Source organism: Erysipelothrix sp. strain 2 (EsS2-6-Brazil) (assembly GCF_016617625.1).
GTDB lineage: Bacteria > Bacillota_I > Bacilli_A > Erysipelotrichales > Erysipelotrichaceae > Erysipelothrix > Erysipelothrix piscisicarius.
The window spans coordinates 33,330-53,950 of sequence record NZ_SBAR01000011.1 but is presented as its reverse complement, the minus strand read 5'-3'; the positions used below and the strand labels follow the sequence as shown (position 1 = coordinate 53,950).

The following is a 20,621-nucleotide window of genomic DNA, read 5'->3' as shown; positions in this document are numbered from 1 at the left end:
AATATCTTGATGATATTTGCTTCAAAATTAACTCAATGCCGCGAAAAATATTTGACTTCAAAACGGCCTATGAGATAGACTTTAATAAAAGTAAAAGTGGTGCGGTTGAGATTTGATAAAAGAAAACGAGGCTTAGATGTCCTCGTTTTTTATTATGTCAATTCTTGACTAAAACATAAAAAAACCAACCGAAGTTGGTTTGAAGATATATTTGGTGCACCAGATAAGATTTGAACTTACACGACTTGCGTCACACGCCCCTCAAGCGTGCGCGTCTACCGATTCCGCCACTGGTGCATTGCACTTAACTGCTTTTGTATTATAGCATTGGAATAAACAATGTGCAAGATTAAAAGTGACTAATTTAATGATTTACGTAAAATATCGTGTATAATATTTATGGTTAAGAAGGAAGGTTATAATGAAAATTCATAAAAAGACGTCAATGACAGAGGGCGTCATTTGGAAAGAAATGCTCTTGTTTTCAATTCCGCTTTTGATTGGGAATCTATTCCAACAACTTTATAATACCGTGGACTCCTTTGTGGTTGGAAACTATGTGGGTGAAGAAGCGCTTGCGGCAGTTGGTGCAAGTACGCCTCTAAGTAACGTTATTATTGGTTTGTTTATGGGGATTTCGACTGGTGCGGGTATTCTTATTTCTCGATATTTTGGGGCGAAGAAAGATGAAGAATTGCATGATTCGATTCATACCTTTATGGCGTTTTCGTTGATTGTAAGTGTTTTTCTTACATTTTTCGGTTCCGTAATGTCCCCAATATTTCTGGGGTGGCTCAAGACACCCGCAAATATTATGGAACCTGCAACACTTTACTTAAGAGTTTATTTTTGGGGTGTAACCGGTCTTGTTATTTATAACTCCGGAGCAGGTATTTTACGTGCAATCGGGGATTCACGCAATCCCTTAATTTATCTATGCATCTCAAGTCTTATAAATGTTTCATTAGACTTATTGTTTGTTATTGTTTTTGATATGGGAATTTTAGGTGTTGCGGTTGCAACACTGATTGCTCAGCTTACATCTGCAATTTTAGTCTGGATGCATTTACTACGCGTTGATGATATTTATCAACTCAAGATGACAGATATTCGTATTCATCGAGATAAACTGTATGAAATTATTCGATTGGGAATTCCTACTGGAATTCAACAGACTGTAGTTTCATTTTCCAATGTCTTGGTACAATCGTATATCAATGCCTTTGGTTCTGCAGCCGTTGCCGGATTTAGTGCGGCGGATAAATTTAATGCGTTTTTATCCATGCCAACTCAAAGTTTTTCGTTAACAATAACGACTTTTACCGGTCAAAACCTTGGAGCTGGACGTAAAGAACGTATTATGGAGGGGGTTCGTACTGCTCTAGTTTTAGCGGTCGGGATCGTTATTATTATCGGGATTCCAACGTTTATCTATGCAGATCAACTCATTGGTTTCTTTTCACCTGAACCGATGGTTATTGTATATGGTGCACGGATGTTACGGATCATGGTGCCATTCTATTTTGCACTCAGCACAACAAGTATTTTGAGTGGTGCATTACGTGGTGCAGGCCTCACAATGGTTCCGATGATTATCATGATTTCGTGTTTCACCATCCTAAGACAAATATTCTTATTTATCATGATGCGAATCAATCATTCCATTGATTGGGTATATTGGAGTTATTCTGTTACCTGGATCAGTTCAATGATTCTTACGCTTCTTTATTCAAAAGCTTCAAAATGGCTTGAAAAAGCATAGTCCTCCAACGAGGACTTTTTTATGTTACAATAAAATAAAAAGGGTGGACAATATGAAAAAATTAAACATTATCGTTGATGTTCAAAATGACTTTGTATCGGGGACACTTGGTTTTGAAGGTGCAAACCAAGTGGTTATGAATATAATCCAAAAATTAGAAAATGAGCAAGATTGTGATGTTGTGTTCACACGTGATACGCATGGTTCAAACTATCTTGAGACGCAAGAAGGACGTCGATTACCAATTGAACATTGTATTTTGGGGTCTCATGGATGGGCGTTGGATGCGCGGTTAGAGCCATTTATTAAGCCGGATTCAATTATTTTTAATAAACCGACGTTTGCATCGTTGGAGTTGGGGAATTATTTAGATCAAAAAAATTATGATGAAATTGAAGTGATGGGTCTTGTTTCAAATATCTGTGTTATTAGCACGTGTGTGATGGTTAAGGCTGCGTGTCCAGAATCCCGCATTCTTGTAGATGCATCATGTACAGACAGTTACGATCCTCTTTTAAATCAAAAGACCTTTGATGTCCTTGAAGGTTTACATGTGGATGTGATTCGATGAGTCGGGCGAGTATTAAGCGCGGACTTTTAGCTGTATTAGCTTTGGTTCTTTTAATTGTAGGTGGCGTTGCTGGTTACTTTATTGTGGATCCATCTCCTTCAGCATATCTTATTCGAAAAGTGTTTGAAGGCGGGTTAGCGGTAAAACCACATGGTTATGAATTGATTGAATCTGAAGTTGATGCTTACACCGATTTAACGTATGAATCCACTGCTGGAAGAAATACCTTTGATTTGTTTGGACCGAAAAATTCCCAGAAGTTGCCGACGATTATTTGGGTTCACGGTGGTGCATTTGTGGGTGGTGATAAGCACGATAATTATGAGTATGCGGTTCAATTAGCGCATCAAGGCTATCGTGTTATTAATCTTAATTATGACCTCGCTCCAGAGGCGGTTTATCCGTCCCCAGTTCACCAAGTTGGTGAAGCCATAACATATCTTCAAACCCATGCGGATCTCTTTGGTTTAGATATCAATAATATTATTCTCGCGGGCGACTCTGCGGGGGCACACATTATCTCGCAATTCATGATGGTTCAGGTGGACCCGGCGTATGCCCAAAAATTGAATCAAAATGTAACTTTAAATCCAAGTTCTATCAAAGGGATGGCATTGTTTTGTGGTCCCTATGATTTAAATGGTCTTTTAAATATGCAGTCTTCATCCGGTATTTTAGATTTCTTTGTGAGCCGTTTAGCGTGGGCTTATATGGGTGAAAAGGCATGGATGGATACCGATTATGTTGAATCATTGTCCATTCTTAATCATGTAACGAGCGATTTTCCACCGACATTTATTACTGACGGTAATCAAATGAGTTTCATGGAAGATGGCTTAAAAATGCAGGCAAAATTGGAATCGCTCGATGTTCCAGTCACTTCTGTCTTTTATGAAGGTGTGGCAGATGTTTTAGGTCATGAGTATCAATTTAAAATGGATAATCCGTATTCGGTTCATACATTTGAAGAATTTGTTGGATTTCTAAATAATTATACAAAGAAGGTGTGAAGGCTCACATCTTTTTTGATGGGGTTTTATATATGCAATGAATATGCGATAATGTTATAATAAACACATGAAATGAGGAAGTTATGAAGAAACGTTTAGGATTATTAAGTGTCGTAATTATCGTGATCGATTTGCTATCTAAGACATGGATCGACAAAACAATTCCATTATGGGAATCTTTACACGTTATACCCGGATTTTTCTCACTTCGGTATGTACGTAATACAGGAGCAGCATGGAGCTTGTTGGATGGTCAAAAATGGCTGTTTATCGTTCTTGCATCAGCAGTATGCATTGTGCTCGCCTATTATTATGTAAAAGAAGATAAACCTGTCATTTTGACAGCGATTGCCTTAATGTTTGCAGGTACTTTTGGGAATTTGTTCGACCGCGCAGTTTATGGCTATGTACGTGATATGTTTGCGTTCAATATCTTTGGATATCAGTTTCCTGTATTTAACGTAGCAGATATGAGTTTGGTTGTAGGGGTTAGCATTCTAGCAATCGTACTCTATCTCGATGAAAGAGGTCAAAAATATGAATAAATTAATTGTAGAAGAAATGTTTGATGGAATGCGTATTGATCAGTATATGGCACTTGCTGTAACAGATTATTCACGCAGTGTTTTACAAACATGGATTAAAGATGGAAAAATAACAGTGAATGGGAATGCGGTTAAACCGAACCTTCGCTTAAAAGAAGATGATGTTGTTGAGTATGAAATTACGGAAGAACAAATTTCGATTGTTCCCGTCGCGATGGATTTGGATATCGTCTATGAAGATGACGCAATCCTTGTTGTGAATAAACCAAAAGGGTTAATTGTGCACCCATCACCATCAACCTTAAATCAACCTACGTTGGTTCATGGCTTGTTAGCACACACAACGCAGTTAAGTAATCTTAATGGCGAACTTCGCCCAGGTATTGTTCACAGAATTGATAAAGATACAACGGGTTTGTTAGTTGTAGCAAAAACAAATGAAGCGCATGAAATTTTAGTTGAAGACTTAAAACAACGACTTATTTCAAGAGAATATGTTGCAATTGTTCATCATCAATTTAAACATCAAAGTGCAACGGTTGATGCGCCAATTGGTCGTGACCCCAAAAACCGTCAACGCATGGCTGTCACAGATCAAAACAGTAAGCATGCAGTAACGCATTTTTATTTGACAGAACGGTTTAACGATTATAGCGTCTTGCGTTGTAAGTTAGATACAGGGCGTACGCATCAAATTCGTGTTCATGCTCAGTATATTAAACATCCAATTGTAGGTGACCAAACGTATAGTTATAAAAATACATGGGATACAAACGGTCAATGTTTGCACGCTCAAAAATTATCGTTAACGCATCCCATTACAAAAGAGGTTATGACGTTTGAAGCTGAATTACCTCAAACAATGAAAGATGTAATCGAGGACATCAGGAGGTTAGATTAATGTATACAAAGTCTCAATATGATGCATGGGTAATTGAAGTCGCAAACTATTTTATGAAGCATTTTCAATATCAAATGGTTTCAATGACTCAAGACAGTTCACAGGTATGGCTTGTGAATCAAAATGTTGAGGACAATTCGATAATCATGGTTACTTCGACATCCCTTTCAAATATTGATCGTGCGATGATTTCAAAGCACCGTGAAAGCCTTGCACTCGTGTTTAAGACGAAGGCAGAGGGTCTTAATATCAGTGTGAATCAAGAAGACAAAGTTGGGGATGATTTGAATGTGGTTGTTGGACCGAATTATATTTCATCGTCGCAAATCTTAGATTCTTATGGTGAATTGAAGGGGTTACTAAAAGTAAGCCAAAATCCGGATCGTTCTTTGTCAAAAGCGGTTCTTAGTCTGAAAAAAACAATCGGAAAAATGCAAAAACAAGCACGTTATCGCTCATTTCCTGTAACCAATGTTATCTCAATTATTTGTGTTGTGGTGTTCTTAATTGCACAATACTTAATCTTAGTGCCTGGGTTAAACATCAATACGGTTGCGGTTATGTTGGGGGCATTTTATAAACCATTTATTGTTCATGCTCATGAGTGGTTCCGTTTTTTAACTGCAGGATTTCTACATATTTCGTTCCTTCACCTGATTATGAATCTGATGTCTCTAAGAAATTTAGGTGTGGTGATGGAAACGGTGATGGAAGGTAAAAAGTACTTATTTACCTTGATTGCTGGAATTTTGATGGGGAATGCATTTGTTTTTATTCTCGATGAGGGTGTTATTGGACTTGGTATCAGTGGTGGTTTATTTGCCTTGCTGGGTGCAATGTGCGTTTATTTGGTTGAAACAAAAGCAATGCGTAATCCAAAGGTTATGTCTCAAGTTTTCCAAGTGTTATTTATTAACTTAATTATTAGTACTTTACCTGGTGTGAGTGCAACGGCTCACTTAGGTGGTTTAATTGCTGGAGTGTTGTGTGGACTTATTTTTTCAAAACGAAAAGATTGGGACTATTTACGTAAAGGAACCATGGTATTATCGTCAGTATTTGTCGTTGGGATTGGAATCGTAATGACTCAGCATGCTGGAACCTTATCCAGTCCAAGATTGGATATGTCTGTGATTAATAGTTGGTATGAACTTGGATTTAAAAATTATGCAAACCGCTTAAGCGGTTTTATGAAGTAGGGGAATCGTATGAGTAAACGAGATAATGTCATTTCTTGGGATGAATATTTTATGGGCTTGGCTCATTTGTCGGCGTTACGGTCAAAAGACCCTTCAACTCAAGTTGGTGCCGCAATTGTGGATCAGCAAAAAAAAATCGTTGGAATTGGCTATAATGGCCTTCCAACGGGATTGAGTGATGATGCGTTTCCTTGGGAGCGTGAGGGAGATTTTCAAACAACGAAATATGCATATGTCGTTCATGCAGAGTTGAATGCAATTCTCAATGCGACCCAATCGTTACAGGGGTGTACAATTTACGTTTCTTTATTCCCATGTAATGAGTGTTCAAAAGCAATTATTCAAAGCGGTATTAAAGAAATTGTTTATGAAGATGATAAGTATGCAGAAACAGATGCTGTTTTAGTGTCAAAACGCATGCTTGATGCAGCAGGGGTTTCCTATCGTAAGATTGATAAACCCATCGCGGTTTCGCTTACACATCGTTAAGAATGCGTTGTGTATTGGCGAAGTGAACCTTAGCAACATTTTCGAGTTCCTCTTTGCCATAACGCTTTACAAATTCTTTACCAAATGTATCAACGTGAGGACCAGCGCCTTTGGGGAATGTACAGTCGTATTTGCTGGATAGTTTATCAAGGTAATCTAAAAAACCAAATCGCGCAATGATTGCACCGCATGCGACGGCAATATATTTGTTTTCGGCTTTAGTTTCAAAGATTAATCCCCTGAAGATTTCCGGTTCGCCTTTAAGGGCATTGTAGTAAGGTTTTTCAGCCATGAACTGATCAATGATTGCATAGGGAGGCATTACATAGCGTTTTTTTAAATTTAAAAAAGCTTGATTATGGAGCTTTGCCTTAATAACATTCATGTTCATGGTTGGATGGACACGGTTGTACTTCTTATTATCGAGAATAAGAAGACTGTATTGAAGTTCACGTTTCAGAATCGGTGCGATGTTTCGAATTTTATCATCCGTCATTTGCTTCGAATCTACAATCTCCGAAACGGGAATGCGTGATAAGTCGGATTCATTCACAATACAAGCACACACCGTGATGGGGCCGAAGTAATCTCCGGTACCGACTTCATCACTTCCTGCCATAGAACCTTTGAGCTTCGATGTTGAAGCAACACTAGATTGTGGTTTTGCAGGCTGTTCTGAATAGGATGAAGCATGAAAAGATGCGCCTTCCCCGCTGAAAACAACCTTACCACTGGTATAGGCTGTAATGGTTACATCACTTCCCTTAATTTGGAAGTGAGTGTACTGAATATCGTAACGAATCGGATATTTTGAATATCGTGATTTTAATTCGTTAATTTGGTTATCTGTTAATTTTAATGTAATAGTTGTCATACTAATAATATAGACTATTTTTTATGAAATGAACAGTTGAACCCTTAAAATAAAAATACAAAAGGAGTGATTTTATGGTGATGTTTCCTAATGATTGGATGGGCTACTTAAATGGGGTTATTATAATATGGTTTGCGGTGACCCTATACATTGGATACAAGAAAGGTTTGTTGTTGCAACTTGTTGATGTTGTTGGAACATTTGTATCTCTTTTTGCAGCATGGATTTTTGCACCGGTTTTTGTGCAAGTTTTCCAATTCTTCAAAGCACAGGGAACGGGGTTTTTAACCATTAATCAACTCGTTGTACATCAAATGAATCAGTTGATTTGGTTTGTAATTCTATTTATTGTGATTCGTATCGTTTTAATGCTTGTAACACCACTTGCAACGGTAATCTCAAAAGTCCCTTTAGTAAAGCAAGTAAACTCAGCAATTGGAGGAGTCTTTAGTGTCGTGTTTTTTGCACTTAAACTTGTTTTGATCTGCGTTATATTGACGACACCAATCATCAAAAATGGCCAGGAAGTGATCGATAACACGTGGCTCGTTTATGTTGAGAAGGCTTCAAAACCAGTTTTAGGAGCTTTTGATGATTTCATGAATCAAAATACTGCAATTCAAAGCATTATTACAGATCAACAATTATCGCCAAGTCAACAAGAAGCCATGGTCAAGTGGCTTGAAAAACATGGTTTTAATGAAATACAGATTAGGGAGTATCTAGAAAAATATGAATAATACATCGTCTCGATTAGAGTTCGATAAAGTGCTTGAGCGCATCGCTCATTTCGCATCTTTTTCCTTGGGAAAGGAAGCGGTTTTGAATACGGTTCCTTCATTTTCTTCATTAATCGTAAAACGTGATTTGGCTCGTGCTAAAGATGCGTTGCAATTAGTGGTTGTGAATGGCTCAATGTCCTTTGGAGGGATTACCGATGTGTCCTATGCCTTAACCCTTGCTGAAAAGGGTGGTACTTTATCCGTAGAAGATATCGTAGATGTCGGACGCTTTATGCAAGGTCTTGAACGTCTAAAAAAACAATTTAGAAATTTAGAAGGGTCTTATCCTGCACTTGAGGATTTATTTGAAAGTCTTGAAGTGAAAGCATCAACTTTGAAACATATTGAGCATTGTTTTGGAGAACAAGGTGAAGTTTTAGATCGTGCAAGTGCTCATTTGGGCGAACTAAGACGCCAAAGCAAAGCACTGGAACAAAATATTGAGAATAAAACACAAGAGTTTTTAACAAAAAATCGGGCAATGCTGAGCGAAGCCGTCGTTTCACTCCAACATGGTCGTCGTACATTTTTAGTCAAACCTTCAGATAAGTATAAGCTTGAAGGAACAATTTATGGTGAATCCGCAAGTGGGCAGTCGGTTTATTTTGAGCCTGCCTTTTTAGCGCGAATGCAAAATGAATATCAAAGTCTCATCCATCAAGAACATGATGAAATTGAACGTATTTGTCGTGAAACATCAAACTTAATTGCGGAAGATGCTCAACAGTTAACCGCAGATCTTGATACGGTCGCAATCATCGATTGTCTTTTTGCGAAAGCAGAATGGGGATCACACAATGATGCTGTGGTAGCGACCTTGACCCAAGATCGTTTAAACTTAAAAAATGCACGTCATCCTCTTATTAATCCGAAAGAAGTTGTCGCGAATACATATACCTTAACACCACCTCATAAAATGATCTTAATTAGTGGTCCCAATACAGGGGGGAAAAGTGTGAGTTTGAAAACAATGGGGTTATCGATTCTCATGACTTTAGCGGGTTGTCCAATTTGTGCGGAATCAGCAGAAGTGATGTTAGTGGACCAAGTGTTTGTGGATATTGGTGATCAACAGTCAATTGAAAAATCATTATCTTCTTTTTCTGCTCATATGGAAACAATGACGCAAGTGAATGCTCAAGCAACATCCAAATCCATTGTATTGCTTGATGAATTGGGATCGCAAACGGATCCTCTTGAAGGGGAAAGTTTGTCAATGGCTATTTTGGATCACTTTAGATCGGTTGGTTGTTGGGTTATTGCGACGACACACTTTTCAAGACTTAAAAAATACGGAACGCAATATGACGATATTCTGATTGCAAGTGTTGAGTTTGATTTGCAAAATCTTAAACCAACATACCGTTATCGTGAAAATGTAATGGGTGAATCCAATGCTTTTGCGATTGCGAAGCGTCTAGGGTTACAAGCGGATATTATTGACCGTGCTTTTAAATACAAACAAGAAGGTCAATATGAAGCGGATCATTTATTAGAAATTCTTGAAGCGAAAATTAATGAACAAGATAAGCTTGAACAAGAGCTTCTAAAAGAAAAAGAAGCGATTGAAACACTTAAGCACGAAGCATTGATGAAACAAAAAGCACTTGAAGCTGAGTTTGTTCGTAAAGAACAAGCCTTGCGTGAAGAGAATGAAGCATTATTGGAACAGATGGTTGAAGAGGCGGAACGCCAATTGGATGTATTAAATAAAACGAATCGTCCTGACCTTCGAAAAAAAGCAGTTAAGCAAATTCAATCATTGCAAGCAGAAACAGCTGTTGATGAGACCATTGGTAAGGGTGATCGTGTACAGTTAAAATCCACCAACCAAGTTGGTATTGTAGATTCAATTGAAAAAAACACAGCCTTTGTCTCGATTGGTGGTTTAAAAGTAAATGTTGATTTAAGCAAGCTCACTCGTATTGCTGGACCTGCGAAAAAGGTGAAAGCAAAACCAACACGAAGTCATAGTGTTAATGCGAGATCTTCATTTAAAACAGAATTGAATATTATCGGTCTTCGTGTTGTGGAGGCTATACCTCAAGTTGAGAAATATATTGATGAGTGTGTACTTCATAAAGTACCAACGTTTAGAATTATTCATGGACATGGGACGGGACAACTTCGTACTGCAGTTCATCAAACACTACGTCGTAATAAACATGTAGGCTCCTTTGAATTAGGTGGTGTTGGTGACGGTGGTATGGGTGCGACGATTGTGAAATTAAAACAATGACCCATACAACAATTGAAGAAAAACTGAAACGACTACCGATGGAGCCGGGTTGTTATCTTATGAAAAATAAAAATGGGGAAATCATCTATGTGGGAAAAGCGAAAAAATTAAAAAATCGCGTAAGCTCCTACTTTACAGGTGCCCATGATCATAAGACAACGCGCATGGTACGTCAGATTGCTGATTTTGAATTTATCATAACCAGTACGGAGAAAGAGTCCTTAATTCTAGAGATTAATTTAATTAAAGAACACCGTCCTCAATTCAATATTATCTTTATGGATGATAAATCATATCCATATCTTAAAGTACCACGTGAGGGTAAACCCGAGGTTTTGGTCGCTCGCGATCGAAAGCAATCAAAGCAATTTCATTACTTTGGACCGTATCCAGATGCTACTGCAGCCCGTGATATGGCGCGGCTTCTAAACGATTCTGTGCCTACAGGAGATACCTTATTACCCAACACATTAGCCATTTACAGTGCATTTAATCGAACGGGAAAACGTTATTCAAAAGAAGAATTAGATGTTTGGCGTCAAAATGTTATGAGTATTTTGAATGGCAATATAAAACCCTTTAAAGAAGAATTAGAGCGAAAAATGTTAGAGGCGAGTGAATCTTTAAATTTTGAGTTGGCTCAAGTCTATAAAGAAAAATTGCACGCTCTAGATTATATTGGTGATAAACAACAAGTTCAGTTTTCTTTAAACGAACGATTTGATTTGTTCCACTACGCCTACTATCAAGGTTACATTGCAATTGTCGGATTGTTTGTTCGTGGTGGTCGTTTATTAGAGCGCAGTATGGCGGTTGAAGCATGCATGGAGGAGCCCCTCGATGCGTTTGTCTCTTTTATTGCGCAATTCTATGAAAATCAACCATTACCGAAAACAATTTATGTTCCAAACGTTGTTGATGCGGAAGAGTTGGGGGATGTTTTAGAGGCTGAAGTCAAAATTCCGATTCGAGGTAAGAAGAAAACCTTGTTGGAGATTACCCAAAAAAATGCACAACAACAGCTCGATGATCAATTCTCATTACTTCGTGAACGTCAACAATTCAAAGATGAAGCGTTGAAGGATTTAAGTGATGCTTTAGGTATGGAGACTTTGATTCATCGTATTGAAGTTTTTGATAACTCACATATTTCGGGTTCATTCGCAGTATCAGCGTGTGTTGTTTATGATGATGGGGAGCCAAATAAAAACTTATATCGACGGTATAAGTTGCATCAAGGTAATGATGACGTTGCATCCATGAAGGAGGTTTTGTATCGACGTTATTTCCGTTTGTTACGTGAAGAGAAGCCAATGCCAGATTTAGTGTTGGTTGATGGTGGTAAACCACAGCTTAATGCGGCTTTGGAGGTTTTAAGAGATCTCGAATTGAATTTAAGGGTGTGTTCTCTTGTTAAAGATGATCGTCACCGTACACATGCTTTAATGCGTGAAGATGGCAGCATGATTTCAATCAATAAAACCAGCTCCCTTTTTAATTTCCTTATGCAAATGCAAGATGAGGTGCACCGCTTTGTGATTACATATCATCGTAACCTAAGGAAAAAAGCAATGACTCGATCAATTCTTGATGAAGTAAGTGGATTAGGGAAGGTTCGACAAAAAGAACTATATAAGAAATTTGGATCACTTAAAAATATTCGTGCAGCATCTTTAGAAACTTTGAAGACGGTTTTACCGGAGGATGTTGCGATTGATTTGTATGATATACTACATATAGATTGGAATGATTATCATGAAAAAAATTAGTACATTGGGAATTTTTGATTCGGGACTGGGTGGCTACAGTGTCTATCAATACTTAAAACAAAATCTTGATCCAGTCTCTTTGGTGCTCTATGCAGATCAAAAGCATGCACCTTATGGGAATCAATCGGATGATGCAATCATTGGGTATACCATCAATGCAATGCAATGGTTCCATGATCGAGAGATCTTAGATGTCGTCATTGCATGCAATACGGTTTCGGCGGTTGCTCTGACAACCGTACGTAAACATTTTCCCGATATGAATCTTATTGGTATCATTGAACTTACCGTTGGTCAAATTGATTTGACAGATGATGTTTGTGTGGGAATTGTATCGACACTTGCCACATTTAATGCCCATGCATATCGTAATTTGATTCATGAAAAAGGATCAGGATCGGTTAAAGAACTTGCGCTCCCTGAATTGGTTAATATTATTGAAGGTCTAAATCAAAATTTAGATTTAGAAACATACCTTCGGAATGAATTAACGCCAATTCTTGAGGCAACCGATTTGATTCTTGGATGTACGCATTTTCCACTAGTAGAAGATGTCTTTAGAAAAATATATAAGGGAAATATTCATGATTCCAAACGACCGATTCGTGAATTTATTGAAATGAATTATTCGTTTAACTCATCAGTGTGTCAAACCTATACAACGGGTGACGCCCATAAAATGGAACGTCAAATAGAACGTCTCTTTAAATCAATAGAAAAGGTGGAAACAATATGACAGAAATTATCGTTTGCAGTGATAACCATGGTAAGAAAAAAGTTCTCGATGCGATTTTACAGAATTATCCTCATGCAGATGCCTACATTCATTGTGGCGATAATGAACTTGATCTTGAATCCATGAAACCCTTCCATGCAGTGACCGGTAATAATGATACATTCTATAAGTACCCTGAATCGTTAGTTGTTGAGGTTAAGGGAACCCGTATTTTTGTAGCGCACGGTCATTTAATGCGTTACCGTCATATCGAAGAGGATATCATTGCCTTGGCCAAGGAACACCGTTGTACCATTGCGTGTTACGGTCATACGCATGTTCCGGTTGTGAAAGATGTCGATGGGATACTGCTCATCAATCCCGGTTCACTCTATTATAATCGTGACGGATCGCCGACATGTTTCGCAAAAATCACGATTACAGATGATAAAGTGACCGTCGAAGAATTATTTGAAAGAGATTTATAAAAAGCATTGTATTCTATGCGTCTTAATGATATTATTGTAGACGCATAGAGCACAATTTGTCTCCGTAGCTCAGTGGATAGAGCACGCGCCTTCTAAGCGTGTGGTCGGGAGTTCGAATCTCTCCGGGGACGCCAATTTTAAACGATAACACCTAAATTAGGGTGTTTTTTTTATGTTTTCCAAAAAAGTTCACATATAATAAAATCTACACGATAAAATGAGTTTAACAATAGGATTTTATGTGAAAATTTAGTACAATTATACAAGAACTTTATATGGAGGGGCATATGAAAGTAGAAAAGAAACACATTATTGGATTTTTTGGATTATTAGTTTTTTGCTTAGGTTGTGGTGTTGGATATTTTCAAGGTGTATCCAAGAAACCAGTGGAACTAGAGCCCCCAAAGATTATAAAAAAGAAGCCGGATCAATTTAAGGTTTCAAAGTTTGTAAAGCGTGAAAAACAAGATGATGTAGAGATTGAGGAAGGCGATCATTTTGTGGAGAATGTTCGTAGTGAAGAAACACCGATTCCCTTTGATACGATAGAAAAAAATGATGATGGACTTAATAAAGGCGAAACGGTAATTGAACAAGAGGGACAACTGGGTCTTAAGCGTACTGTTTACAAAGAACTCTATAAAAATAATGATTTAATTGACTCAACAATGGAATATACCGAAGTGGTTTACCAACCCGTAGATGAAATTACACGGGTTGGCATTAAAGAGGTTGTTGTGAATCATGAGTACATTAATAAAGAGGAATCGCTCTTAATGTTTCAACGTGTGAATCAGATTCGAAGTGAACATCAGTTAGAACCTTTAACGTGGTCGGAATCCTTATTTGAATACGCTGGGATTCGTGCAGTGGATTTAGAACAAAGTTTTGAACATCGACGACCCGATGGAAGCTCATGGGATAGTTTAAATCCACAGTTGATTTTTGCTGAAAACTTGGCAAAACGGGCATTTTCAGTTGATAGTGCCATCAGTGGATTTATGGAATCACCAAGTCATCGTGCAAACATTTTAGATGATTTTAAATCGGGTGCTTGTGCTCTTTATAAAGCATCTGATGGAAATTGGTATTGGGTGCAATTGTTTGGATATTGAAACGGTCTTGTTTGAAATGGAAACAAAGGTTATTATAGATGAGGTATGTGGAGGTAAAGCATGGGTCGTATAAAATATTATTTTAGAAGGTTAAAAGCATTGGATTATAAAAACATGTGGCGAATTGCAGGTATAATTCACCAGGAAACAGGAAAATTTAGACTTGTGATTCTTCTTGATATGATTGGTTGTTCGTTTATCTATCAATCGGGTTATCTTGATTATTTTGAGTTTGAGTTTTATTTATTGAATCGTGCTGAACGAAAAACGTTTATCACAGGGGGAATCGCAAACTCAATTATAGTAAAGTATAATCAAAAAGAGTTTAGACATAAATTTGCGGATAAGTCAGAATTTAATAAAGTGTTCCGAGAATATATCGGGCGTGATTTTGTGGACTTACGAGAATCATCTGATGAATTAATTAAGGCTTTTTTAGAGGGGCATGATGTTGTGATGGCTAAGGTTACTGATAGTTTGATGGGATATGGTGTCGAACGATTTGTAACTTCTGAAATTCAGGATTTTGACTCCTTTAAAAAAGAACGTATGGAACGCCGTCAATTTTTAATTGAAGAGTATTTTGTTCAGCATGAAGCCATGTCATCCCTTTATCCAGAAAGTGTTAATACACTTCGCATGATTACGTTCTTTGATGGTAAAGATGTTCATGTGTTGGAAGGGGTCTTGAAAATTGGGAATGGTGGACATTTGGACAATTTTGGTGCGGGTGGTATGTATACCGTTTTGGATGATGGTGGTAAGGTGCTGTATCCAGCATTTGATAAAGATGCCGTTGCCTTTGATAAACATCCAATTACCGGTACTGATATTGTTGGTTTCCAAGTGCCTCTTTACGACGAAATTGTTGAGATGCTAGATCGCGCAGCGCGTGAGGTTCCTCAAATTCAATATGTTGGTTGGGATGTTGCTGTGGGTCAAAAACGACCTTCACTCATTGAAGGAAATTACAATACCGGTGTATTCCAAATGAAACCAAGTTTAACGGGTTCAAAGGAAGGGCTGTTGCCAAAGTTCCGAAAAGTAATCGATATTTAAACCTCGACATTGTCGAGGTTTTTTTTGATTTTGTACCCTTTTAAAAGATAACGAAAACAAATGCGTTACTTTTGTTTTTTATCAAACAAAAGTGTGTTAAAATGAAACAGTATGAAAGGAAAAGTATGAACAACTATTATGAAACGTGCATGAACTCAATTCAAAGCCTTCTTGATGAAGGAAAAACACGTGAAGCACTTGTGCTTATCGATGAAGAATTGAGAATGCCTTATGTACCCGAACCATATTTTACGCAGTTTCAATCCATTCGTGATTCGATACGAATCGACACAAGCCCATCAAGTAAATACTATGAAGATATTGAGGACTTAGAGGAAGCATTACGTGGAAATGAACTTTTACAACAAAAGGCCATTATTTCTTTGGAACGTATGAACCTACGTAATGAACTCCCTCATATAAAAAAATGGCTTGCAGATGAGTACATCGAAGATTGGATCAAAAAACAAATATTATTTTTCTTGATTGATCAGTCGATTGATTTGAAATTGAATTTAAAGTTAAAAATGACGGAGCAGGTGGTTGATACATCTCAATTGGAAAATCCATTTGAATCAGAAGCGTATCAAGCATGTGTATTACAGTTGGGTGATATGCTTGAGTCTGAAAACCCGAGTTTATTAATTCTTTGTCTTGGTGCTTTGGAACAACGCGTCCTCGATGCATTCCCAGTGTCAATTGATGAATTAAAAGCAGAGGAAATATTGGATACAGTGAACACTTATTTGTATAAAGTATAAAGAATGCAATCCCCACTCATTTCGGTTAAAATAGAGTGGTGGTAAGTTTTTAGCACTCGTGTGTTGACTGTGCTAAAAGTTATGTTATAATAGTGAAGTACTAGGAGGACAAACATGAAATCTACATGGACATTAAATGAAAACTCAACAGGATTATTAACTGTTGAAGTTGAAGAAAAAGCTTGGAAAAAAGCACAAGATAAAACTTTAGAAAATGCAATTAAAAACGTTGAAATTCAAGGGTTCCGAAAAGGACAAGCACCTAAAGAATTAGCTCGTAAACAAGTAAACGAACAAATGATTATGATGGATGCAGTTAATGCCATCGCTAATGAAGCATTTGTTGCAGGTATGGTTGAACAAAAAATTGAACCTGTTGCAACACCTGAATTAGACATCGAAGCAATGACTGAAGATGCATTAACATTGAAATTTATCGTTACTGTTAAACCAGAAGTTGAATTAGGTGAATATAAAGGTCTTGATATCAAACGTAAACGAATTACTGTTTCTGCAAAAGATATCGAAGCTGAGCTTGAAAAATTACAAGCAGAACAAGCAGAATTACAACTTAAAGACGGTGCAGTTGAAAACGGCGATACAGTTGTAATGGATTTTGAAGGATTTAAAGACGGCGTTGCATTTGAGGGTGGAAAAGGTGAGAACTATACATTAGAAATTGGTTCAAACTCATTTATTCCAGGTTTCGAAGAAGCAATGATCGGTATGGTTTCAGAAGATGAAAAAGATTTAGATATCACTTTCCCAGAAGAATACCATGTAGAAGAACTTGCTGGTCAACCAGTTGTCTTCAAAGTTAAATTACACGAAGTAAAAACTAAAGTGTTACCAGAATTAAACGATGAGTTTGTTGAATTGTTAGATGATGAAGAAATTACATCATTAGATGCACTTAAAGATTCAATTAAGAAAAATCTAAAAGCACAACGTGAACAAGCAGAAGAAGATCGCGTAAATGAAGAACTTGTGGAAACAATTTCAAATAATGCAAAAATTGATATTCCTGCAGCAATGATTGAAGAAGAGTTAAACCAAATGTTTAATGAATTCAACCAACGTCTTGCACAACAAGGTATGAACTTCGATCTTTACTCACAAATTCTAGGACAATCAGAAGAAGATGTTAAAGAACAAATGCGTGAAGATGCAGAAAAACGTGTACGTACTCGCTTAACACTTGAAAAAATTGCTGAAGTTGAAGGATTAAAAGTAGAAGACGAAGAAATTGAAAAAGAATTTACAACAATTTCTGAAGTATACGGTATGGAACTTGACCAAGTTAAAAACTTAGTTTCACCTGATGCTATCGGATACGATATCTTATTACGAAAAGCGATGGAGCTAGTACAAGAAACTCTTGCTTAATTAAAAGACGCTTAGCGTCTTTTTTATCCTTAAAGGAGGGATTGCTATGAGCGAAAAAAATATAACAATAAGCGTTCCTGTTGTTGCAACGCGCGGTGTTATTGTGTTTCCAGAACAAGAAATTATGATTGAAGTTGGCCGTCACAAGAGCATGAATGCTATTGACGAAGCAGAAAAGTTCTTTAATGGACAAGTCGTGCTTGTAAGTCAAAAAGACATTCTTGTGGACGATCCGCGTCAAGATGAACTTTTTGAGTATGGTTCACTTGTTAATATTAAAGCCGTAAAACGTAAACAAGGATTTTTACGTGTTACATTTACAGGATTAAAACGTGTTAAAATCGACACATTAAACGATGATGGACGCATGCTTTTCGGTGCAGTAACATCTTTAGATGATATTATTGGCGAAGAAAACGAAGAAATGGCATTAGTTCGTCGTATTACGAATGAAATTGAACAGGTTTCTGTTCAAAATATAACAATCCCTACTGAGATTGTTAATCAATTAACGATGGGCGTGTCTGCCTCACAATTGAGTGATCAATTTGCTCAATACTTCCCACTTCAACTTGAACGCAAGCAGGAATTGCTGGAAGAATTAAGTGTAAACGAACGTCTTCTAATGATTATCGAAGAGATTCAACGCGAGCATACGCTTGCTCAGATTGAAAACACGATTAACGAAAAGGTTAAAGATCGTGTTGAAGAAAACCAACGTGAATATTACTTACGTGAAAAAATGCGCGCAATTCGTGAAGAATTGGGTGATGTCAGTGATATTGGCGAGGATAGCGATGAATTCCGTGAAATGATCGAGAACAATCCTTATCCAGAATATGTTAAAGAAAAAGCGATGGAGGAATTGCGTCGTTATGAAATGTTACCACAAGCCTCAGGTGAGTCGGGTGTTGTTCGTTCATATCTAGAATGGCTATTAAAAACACCATGGTGGCAACAAACGGAAGATATTAAAGATTTAAATCTTGTGCGTGAAAAACTTGATGATGACCACTTCGGTTTGGATAAAGTTAAAGATCGTATTATGGAGTATCTTGCGGTTAAAGAAATGACCGGGAATTTAGAAGCTCCAATCATCTGTCTAGTGGGTCCTCCAGGGGTTGGTAAAACGTCACTTGCGAAATCAATTGCGGATTCACTTGATCGTGAATTTGTAAAAGCATCTGTAGGTGGTGTGCGTGATGAAGCGGAAATTCGTGGTCACCGTCGTACTTATCTTGGATCATTACCAGGACGTATTATTCAGGGAATGAAAAAAGCGGGTGTTGTGAATCCAGTGTTCTTAATTGATGAGATTGATAAAATGGCGTCAGATTATAAGGGCGATCCTTCAAGTGCGATGCTTGAAGTGTTGGATCCTGAACAAAACAAAATGTTTAGCGATAACTACTTAGAAGAACCTTATGATTTATCAAATGTTATGTTCGTAGCGACTGCAAACTACTTAGGGGATATTCCTGAAGCGTTACGCGATCGTTTAGAAATTATTCAACTTAGTTCATACACTGAAGAAGAAAAACTTAATATAGCGAAAGAACATTTAATACCAAAACAATTGGAATCAAACGGACTTAAAAAATCTCAATTCCGTATGAGTGATGCACAATTACGATATGTAATTCGTCACTACACACGCGAAGCAGGGGTTCGCCAATTAGAGCGTGTCATTGCGTCGTTATGTAGAAAAACGGTTCTTGCAATCCTCAAAGATGGTAAGAAAACAATCACAATCAATAAAGACCTAATTACAGAGTGGTTAGGACAAATTATTTTCGAATATGGCCAAAAAGAGAAGAAAGATCAAGTTGGTGTTGTAACAGGTCTTGCTTATACTCAATTTGGTGGTGATGTACTTCCAATTGAAGTAACAACGTACGAAGGTAAGGGTCGACTTGTGGTTACGGGACAATTGGGTGATGTAATGAAGGAGTCGGCAGAAATTGCAATGGGATATGTTAAGAGTCATGCTCGCAGTTTGAATATTGCTCCGGATTTCTTTGAAAAACATGATGTCCAAGTTCACGTACCAGAAGGTGCTGTTCCAAAAGATGGTCCTTCGGCAGGTGTAACCTTTACGACGGCATTAATCAGTGCTTTAACTGAAAATAAAGTGCGTGCAAACCTTGCGATGACTGGTGAAATTACATTGCGCGGTAATGTCTTGCCAATTGGTGGTTTAAAAGAGAAATCCCTAGCGGCACATCGTGTAGGCATTAACCGAATTGTCATTCCAAAACTCAATGAAAAAGACTTAGCAGAAGTTCCAGATGTTGTTAAGGAAAGTGTAACATTTATTCCATGCGAAACCATTGATGAAGTGTTGAAAGAAGCGCTTATTTAATGGCGTGGAAGACAAATGATGCGCAGTTGATTATCTCAGCTGCGCATTCGTCTCAATTTCCTGAGACGGGACAAAAAGAAATTGTTATGGTAGGTAAATCAAATGTAGGGAAATCTTCGTTGATAAATGCGATAACAAACCGTAAGAAATTAGCTTATGTTGGACAAACACCTGGGAAAACCCGTTTAATAAACTTCTATCATATTAACGATGAAGTTATTTTAACGGACGTACCAGGTTATGGTTTCGCAAATCGTTCCAAACAAGAGCAAATCCATTATGGGACGTTGATGGATAGTTACTTTGAATTACGTCATCCATCCGTCATGCTTGTCCTTGTGGATGTTCGTCGTGGTGTAAGCCAAGATGACCTAATGATGATTGAGTTTGCGATTCATTACGGAATTCGTTATGCTCTTGTTTTATCAAAAGTCGATAAATTATCAAAGAACAAGATCAATAACATAAAGCGTGATGTCTTTAAGGAATTCCCGGATGTTACGGTACTTGAGTTTTCATCATTAAAAAATGAAACGCGTGAACCAATCATTAAATTTATTGAACAAAATATTTAACAATATTAACTGCAATGCG

At 37.5% G+C, this 20,621-nt stretch carries 19 protein-coding genes, 2 tRNA genes and 1 pseudogene; 20 read left to right on the top strand and 2 right to left on the bottom strand.

Annotated elements, in window-relative coordinates:
* Nucleotides 1-116: pseudogene (locus tag EPJ89_RS07175) on the top strand (IS30 family transposase); the annotation flags it as partial.
* A gap of 96 nt (nucleotides 117-212) precedes the next feature.
* Here EPJ89_RS07175 and EPJ89_RS07170 read toward each other — a convergent pair.
* Nucleotides 213-297 (bottom strand) — tRNA-Leu (locus EPJ89_RS07170).
* A gap of 124 nt (nucleotides 298-421) precedes the next feature.
* Between EPJ89_RS07170 and EPJ89_RS07165 the strand changes: the two genes are divergently transcribed.
* The 7 genes from EPJ89_RS07165 (at nucleotide 422) to EPJ89_RS07135 (ending at nucleotide 6,477) form a co-directional block, all read left to right on the top strand.
* Nucleotides 422-1,762: an MATE family efflux transporter gene (locus EPJ89_RS07165; protein ID WP_161637457.1), complete on the top strand. Its 1,341-nt coding sequence runs from the start codon at nucleotides 422-424 to the stop codon at nucleotides 1,760-1,762.
* Between the two features lie 52 nt (nucleotides 1,763-1,814).
* A complete protein-coding gene (locus tag EPJ89_RS07160) occupies nucleotides 1,815-2,333 on the top strand; it encodes a cysteine hydrolase family protein (protein WP_161637458.1) in 519 nt (172 codons plus the stop codon).
* A complete protein-coding gene (locus EPJ89_RS07155) occupies nucleotides 2,330-3,343 on the top strand; it encodes an alpha/beta hydrolase (protein WP_200549369.1) in 1,014 nt (337 codons plus the stop codon). Before EPJ89_RS07160 ends, EPJ89_RS07155 begins: the two co-directional genes overlap by 4 nt.
* 83 nt (nucleotides 3,344-3,426) lie before the next feature.
* Nucleotides 3,427-3,888, top strand: a complete 462-nt coding sequence (gene lspA, locus EPJ89_RS07150) for a signal peptidase II (protein WP_200549368.1) — start codon at nucleotides 3,427-3,429, stop codon at nucleotides 3,886-3,888.
* Nucleotides 3,881-4,789 carry an RluA family pseudouridine synthase gene (locus tag EPJ89_RS07145; RefSeq protein ID WP_161637461.1) on the top strand — a complete coding sequence of 303 codons (909 nt, stop codon included), beginning with the start codon at nucleotides 3,881-3,883 and terminating at the stop codon, nucleotides 4,787-4,789. The genes lspA and EPJ89_RS07145 overlap by 8 nt, the downstream gene beginning before the upstream one ends.
* The gene (locus EPJ89_RS07140) at nucleotides 4,789-5,988 is read left to right on the top strand and encodes a rhomboid family intramembrane serine protease (RefSeq protein WP_161637462.1); all 1,200 of its coding nucleotides are present in this window, start codon (nucleotides 4,789-4,791) and stop codon (nucleotides 5,986-5,988) included. The genes EPJ89_RS07145 and EPJ89_RS07140 overlap by 1 nt, the downstream gene beginning before the upstream one ends.
* A 9-nt stretch (nucleotides 5,989-5,997) precedes the next feature.
* Entirely contained in the window at nucleotides 5,998-6,477 is a 480-nt protein-coding gene (locus EPJ89_RS07135) for a deoxycytidylate deaminase (RefSeq protein ID WP_161637463.1), read from the top strand.
* On the opposite strand, the gene rnhC is transcribed toward EPJ89_RS07135, so the two are convergent.
* Nucleotides 6,464-7,351 carry a ribonuclease HIII gene (gene rnhC, locus EPJ89_RS07130; RefSeq protein ID WP_200549367.1) on the bottom strand — a complete coding sequence of 296 codons (888 nt, stop codon included), beginning with the start codon at nucleotides 7,349-7,351 and terminating at the stop codon, nucleotides 6,464-6,466. The genes EPJ89_RS07135 and rnhC overlap by 14 nt on opposite strands.
* Before the next feature lie 74 nt (nucleotides 7,352-7,425).
* Here rnhC and EPJ89_RS07125 point away from each other — a divergent pair, with 74 nt between their 5' ends.
* The 12 genes from EPJ89_RS07125 to yihA all read left to right on the top strand — a co-directional run bounded on the left by EPJ89_RS07125 (nucleotide 7,426) and on the right by yihA (nucleotide 20,602).
* On the top strand, nucleotides 7,426-8,091 hold the full coding sequence (locus EPJ89_RS07125; protein ID WP_200549365.1) for a CvpA family protein: 666 nt from the start codon (nucleotides 7,426-7,428) through the stop codon (nucleotides 8,089-8,091).
* A complete protein-coding gene (locus tag EPJ89_RS07120; protein ID WP_200549363.1) occupies nucleotides 8,084-10,372 on the top strand; it encodes an endonuclease MutS2 in 2,289 nt (762 codons plus the stop codon). Before EPJ89_RS07125 ends, EPJ89_RS07120 begins: the two co-directional genes overlap by 8 nt.
* On the top strand, nucleotides 10,369-12,141 hold the full coding sequence (uvrC, locus tag EPJ89_RS07115; RefSeq protein WP_161637467.1) for an excinuclease ABC subunit UvrC: 1,773 nt from the start codon (nucleotides 10,369-10,371) through the stop codon (nucleotides 12,139-12,141). Before EPJ89_RS07120 ends, uvrC begins: the two co-directional genes overlap by 4 nt.
* Nucleotides 12,128-12,877: a glutamate racemase gene (murI, locus tag EPJ89_RS07110; RefSeq protein WP_228410210.1), complete on the top strand. Its 750-nt coding sequence runs from the start codon at nucleotides 12,128-12,130 to the stop codon at nucleotides 12,875-12,877. The genes uvrC and murI overlap by 14 nt, the downstream gene beginning before the upstream one ends.
* Nucleotides 12,874-13,344 (top strand): YfcE family phosphodiesterase, encoded by a 471-nt coding sequence (locus EPJ89_RS07105; protein ID WP_161637468.1) that lies wholly within the window; start codon nucleotides 12,874-12,876, stop codon nucleotides 13,342-13,344. Before murI ends, EPJ89_RS07105 begins: the two co-directional genes overlap by 4 nt.
* Before the next feature lie 58 nt (nucleotides 13,345-13,402).
* Nucleotides 13,403-13,478: transfer RNA gene (locus EPJ89_RS07100), tRNA-Arg, on the top strand.
* Nucleotides 13,479-13,631: 153 nt separating this feature from the next.
* Complete coding sequence (locus tag EPJ89_RS07095; protein WP_200549361.1) at nucleotides 13,632-14,459, top strand: G5 domain-containing protein; 828 nt, start codon at nucleotides 13,632-13,634, stop codon at nucleotides 14,457-14,459.
* 60 nt (nucleotides 14,460-14,519) lie between these two features.
* Complete coding sequence (locus EPJ89_RS07090) at nucleotides 14,520-15,518, top strand: sugar-transfer associated ATP-grasp domain-containing protein (protein ID WP_161637470.1); 999 nt, start codon at nucleotides 14,520-14,522, stop codon at nucleotides 15,516-15,518.
* A gap of 71 nt (nucleotides 15,519-15,589) precedes the next feature.
* Complete coding sequence (locus tag EPJ89_RS07085; protein WP_331835837.1) at nucleotides 15,590-16,279, top strand: DUF3196 family protein; 690 nt, start codon at nucleotides 15,590-15,592, stop codon at nucleotides 16,277-16,279.
* A gap of 114 nt (nucleotides 16,280-16,393) precedes the next feature.
* Entirely contained in the window at nucleotides 16,394-17,665 is a 1,272-nt protein-coding gene (tig, locus tag EPJ89_RS07080) for a trigger factor (protein ID WP_125164321.1), read from the top strand.
* A gap of 46 nt (nucleotides 17,666-17,711) precedes the next feature.
* On the top strand, nucleotides 17,712-20,027 hold the full coding sequence (gene lon, locus EPJ89_RS07075; protein ID WP_200549359.1) for an endopeptidase La: 2,316 nt from the start codon (nucleotides 17,712-17,714) through the stop codon (nucleotides 20,025-20,027).
* Nucleotides 20,027-20,602: a ribosome biogenesis GTP-binding protein YihA/YsxC gene (yihA, locus tag EPJ89_RS07070; protein WP_125164323.1), complete on the top strand. Its 576-nt coding sequence runs from the start codon at nucleotides 20,027-20,029 to the stop codon at nucleotides 20,600-20,602. Before lon ends, yihA begins: the two co-directional genes overlap by 1 nt.
* Nucleotides 20,603-20,621: the final 19 nt, after the last annotated feature.

What these genes read in the sequence shown, in the direction of transcription:
- EPJ89_RS07165 (WP_161637457.1), top strand. Translation starts at nt 422, where the DNA reads ATGAAAATTCATAAAAAGACGTCAATGACAGAGGGCGTCATTTGGAAA.
- EPJ89_RS07160 (WP_161637458.1), top strand. Translation starts at nt 1,815, where the DNA reads ATGAAAAAATTAAACATTATCGTTGATGTTCAAAATGACTTTGTATCG.
- EPJ89_RS07155 (WP_200549369.1), top strand. Translation starts at nt 2,330, where the DNA reads ATGAGTCGGGCGAGTATTAAGCGCGGACTTTTAGCTGTATTAGCTTTG.
- lspA (WP_200549368.1), top strand. Translation starts at nt 3,427, where the DNA reads ATGAAGAAACGTTTAGGATTATTAAGTGTCGTAATTATCGTGATCGAT.
- EPJ89_RS07145 (WP_161637461.1), top strand. Translation starts at nt 3,881, where the DNA reads ATGAATAAATTAATTGTAGAAGAAATGTTTGATGGAATGCGTATTGAT.
- EPJ89_RS07140 (WP_161637462.1), top strand. Translation starts at nt 4,789, where the DNA reads ATGTATACAAAGTCTCAATATGATGCATGGGTAATTGAAGTCGCAAAC.
- EPJ89_RS07135 (WP_161637463.1), top strand. Translation starts at nt 5,998, where the DNA reads ATGAGTAAACGAGATAATGTCATTTCTTGGGATGAATATTTTATGGGC.
- rnhC (WP_200549367.1), bottom strand. Translation starts at nt 7,351, where the DNA reads ATGACAACTATTACATTAAAATTAACAGATAACCAAATTAACGAATTA.
- EPJ89_RS07125 (WP_200549365.1), top strand. Translation starts at nt 7,426, where the DNA reads ATGGTGATGTTTCCTAATGATTGGATGGGCTACTTAAATGGGGTTATT.
- EPJ89_RS07120 (WP_200549363.1), top strand. Translation starts at nt 8,084, where the DNA reads ATGAATAATACATCGTCTCGATTAGAGTTCGATAAAGTGCTTGAGCGC.
- uvrC (WP_161637467.1), top strand. Translation starts at nt 10,369, where the DNA reads ATGACCCATACAACAATTGAAGAAAAACTGAAACGACTACCGATGGAG.
- murI (WP_228410210.1), top strand. Translation starts at nt 12,128, where the DNA reads ATGAAAAAAATTAGTACATTGGGAATTTTTGATTCGGGACTGGGTGGC.
- EPJ89_RS07105 (WP_161637468.1), top strand. Translation starts at nt 12,874, where the DNA reads ATGACAGAAATTATCGTTTGCAGTGATAACCATGGTAAGAAAAAAGTT.
- EPJ89_RS07095 (WP_200549361.1), top strand. Translation starts at nt 13,632, where the DNA reads ATGAAAGTAGAAAAGAAACACATTATTGGATTTTTTGGATTATTAGTT.
- EPJ89_RS07090 (WP_161637470.1), top strand. Translation starts at nt 14,520, where the DNA reads ATGGGTCGTATAAAATATTATTTTAGAAGGTTAAAAGCATTGGATTAT.
- tig (WP_125164321.1), top strand. Translation starts at nt 16,394, where the DNA reads ATGAAATCTACATGGACATTAAATGAAAACTCAACAGGATTATTAACT.
- lon (WP_200549359.1), top strand. Translation starts at nt 17,712, where the DNA reads ATGAGCGAAAAAAATATAACAATAAGCGTTCCTGTTGTTGCAACGCGC.
- yihA (WP_125164323.1), top strand. Translation starts at nt 20,027, where the DNA reads ATGGCGTGGAAGACAAATGATGCGCAGTTGATTATCTCAGCTGCGCAT.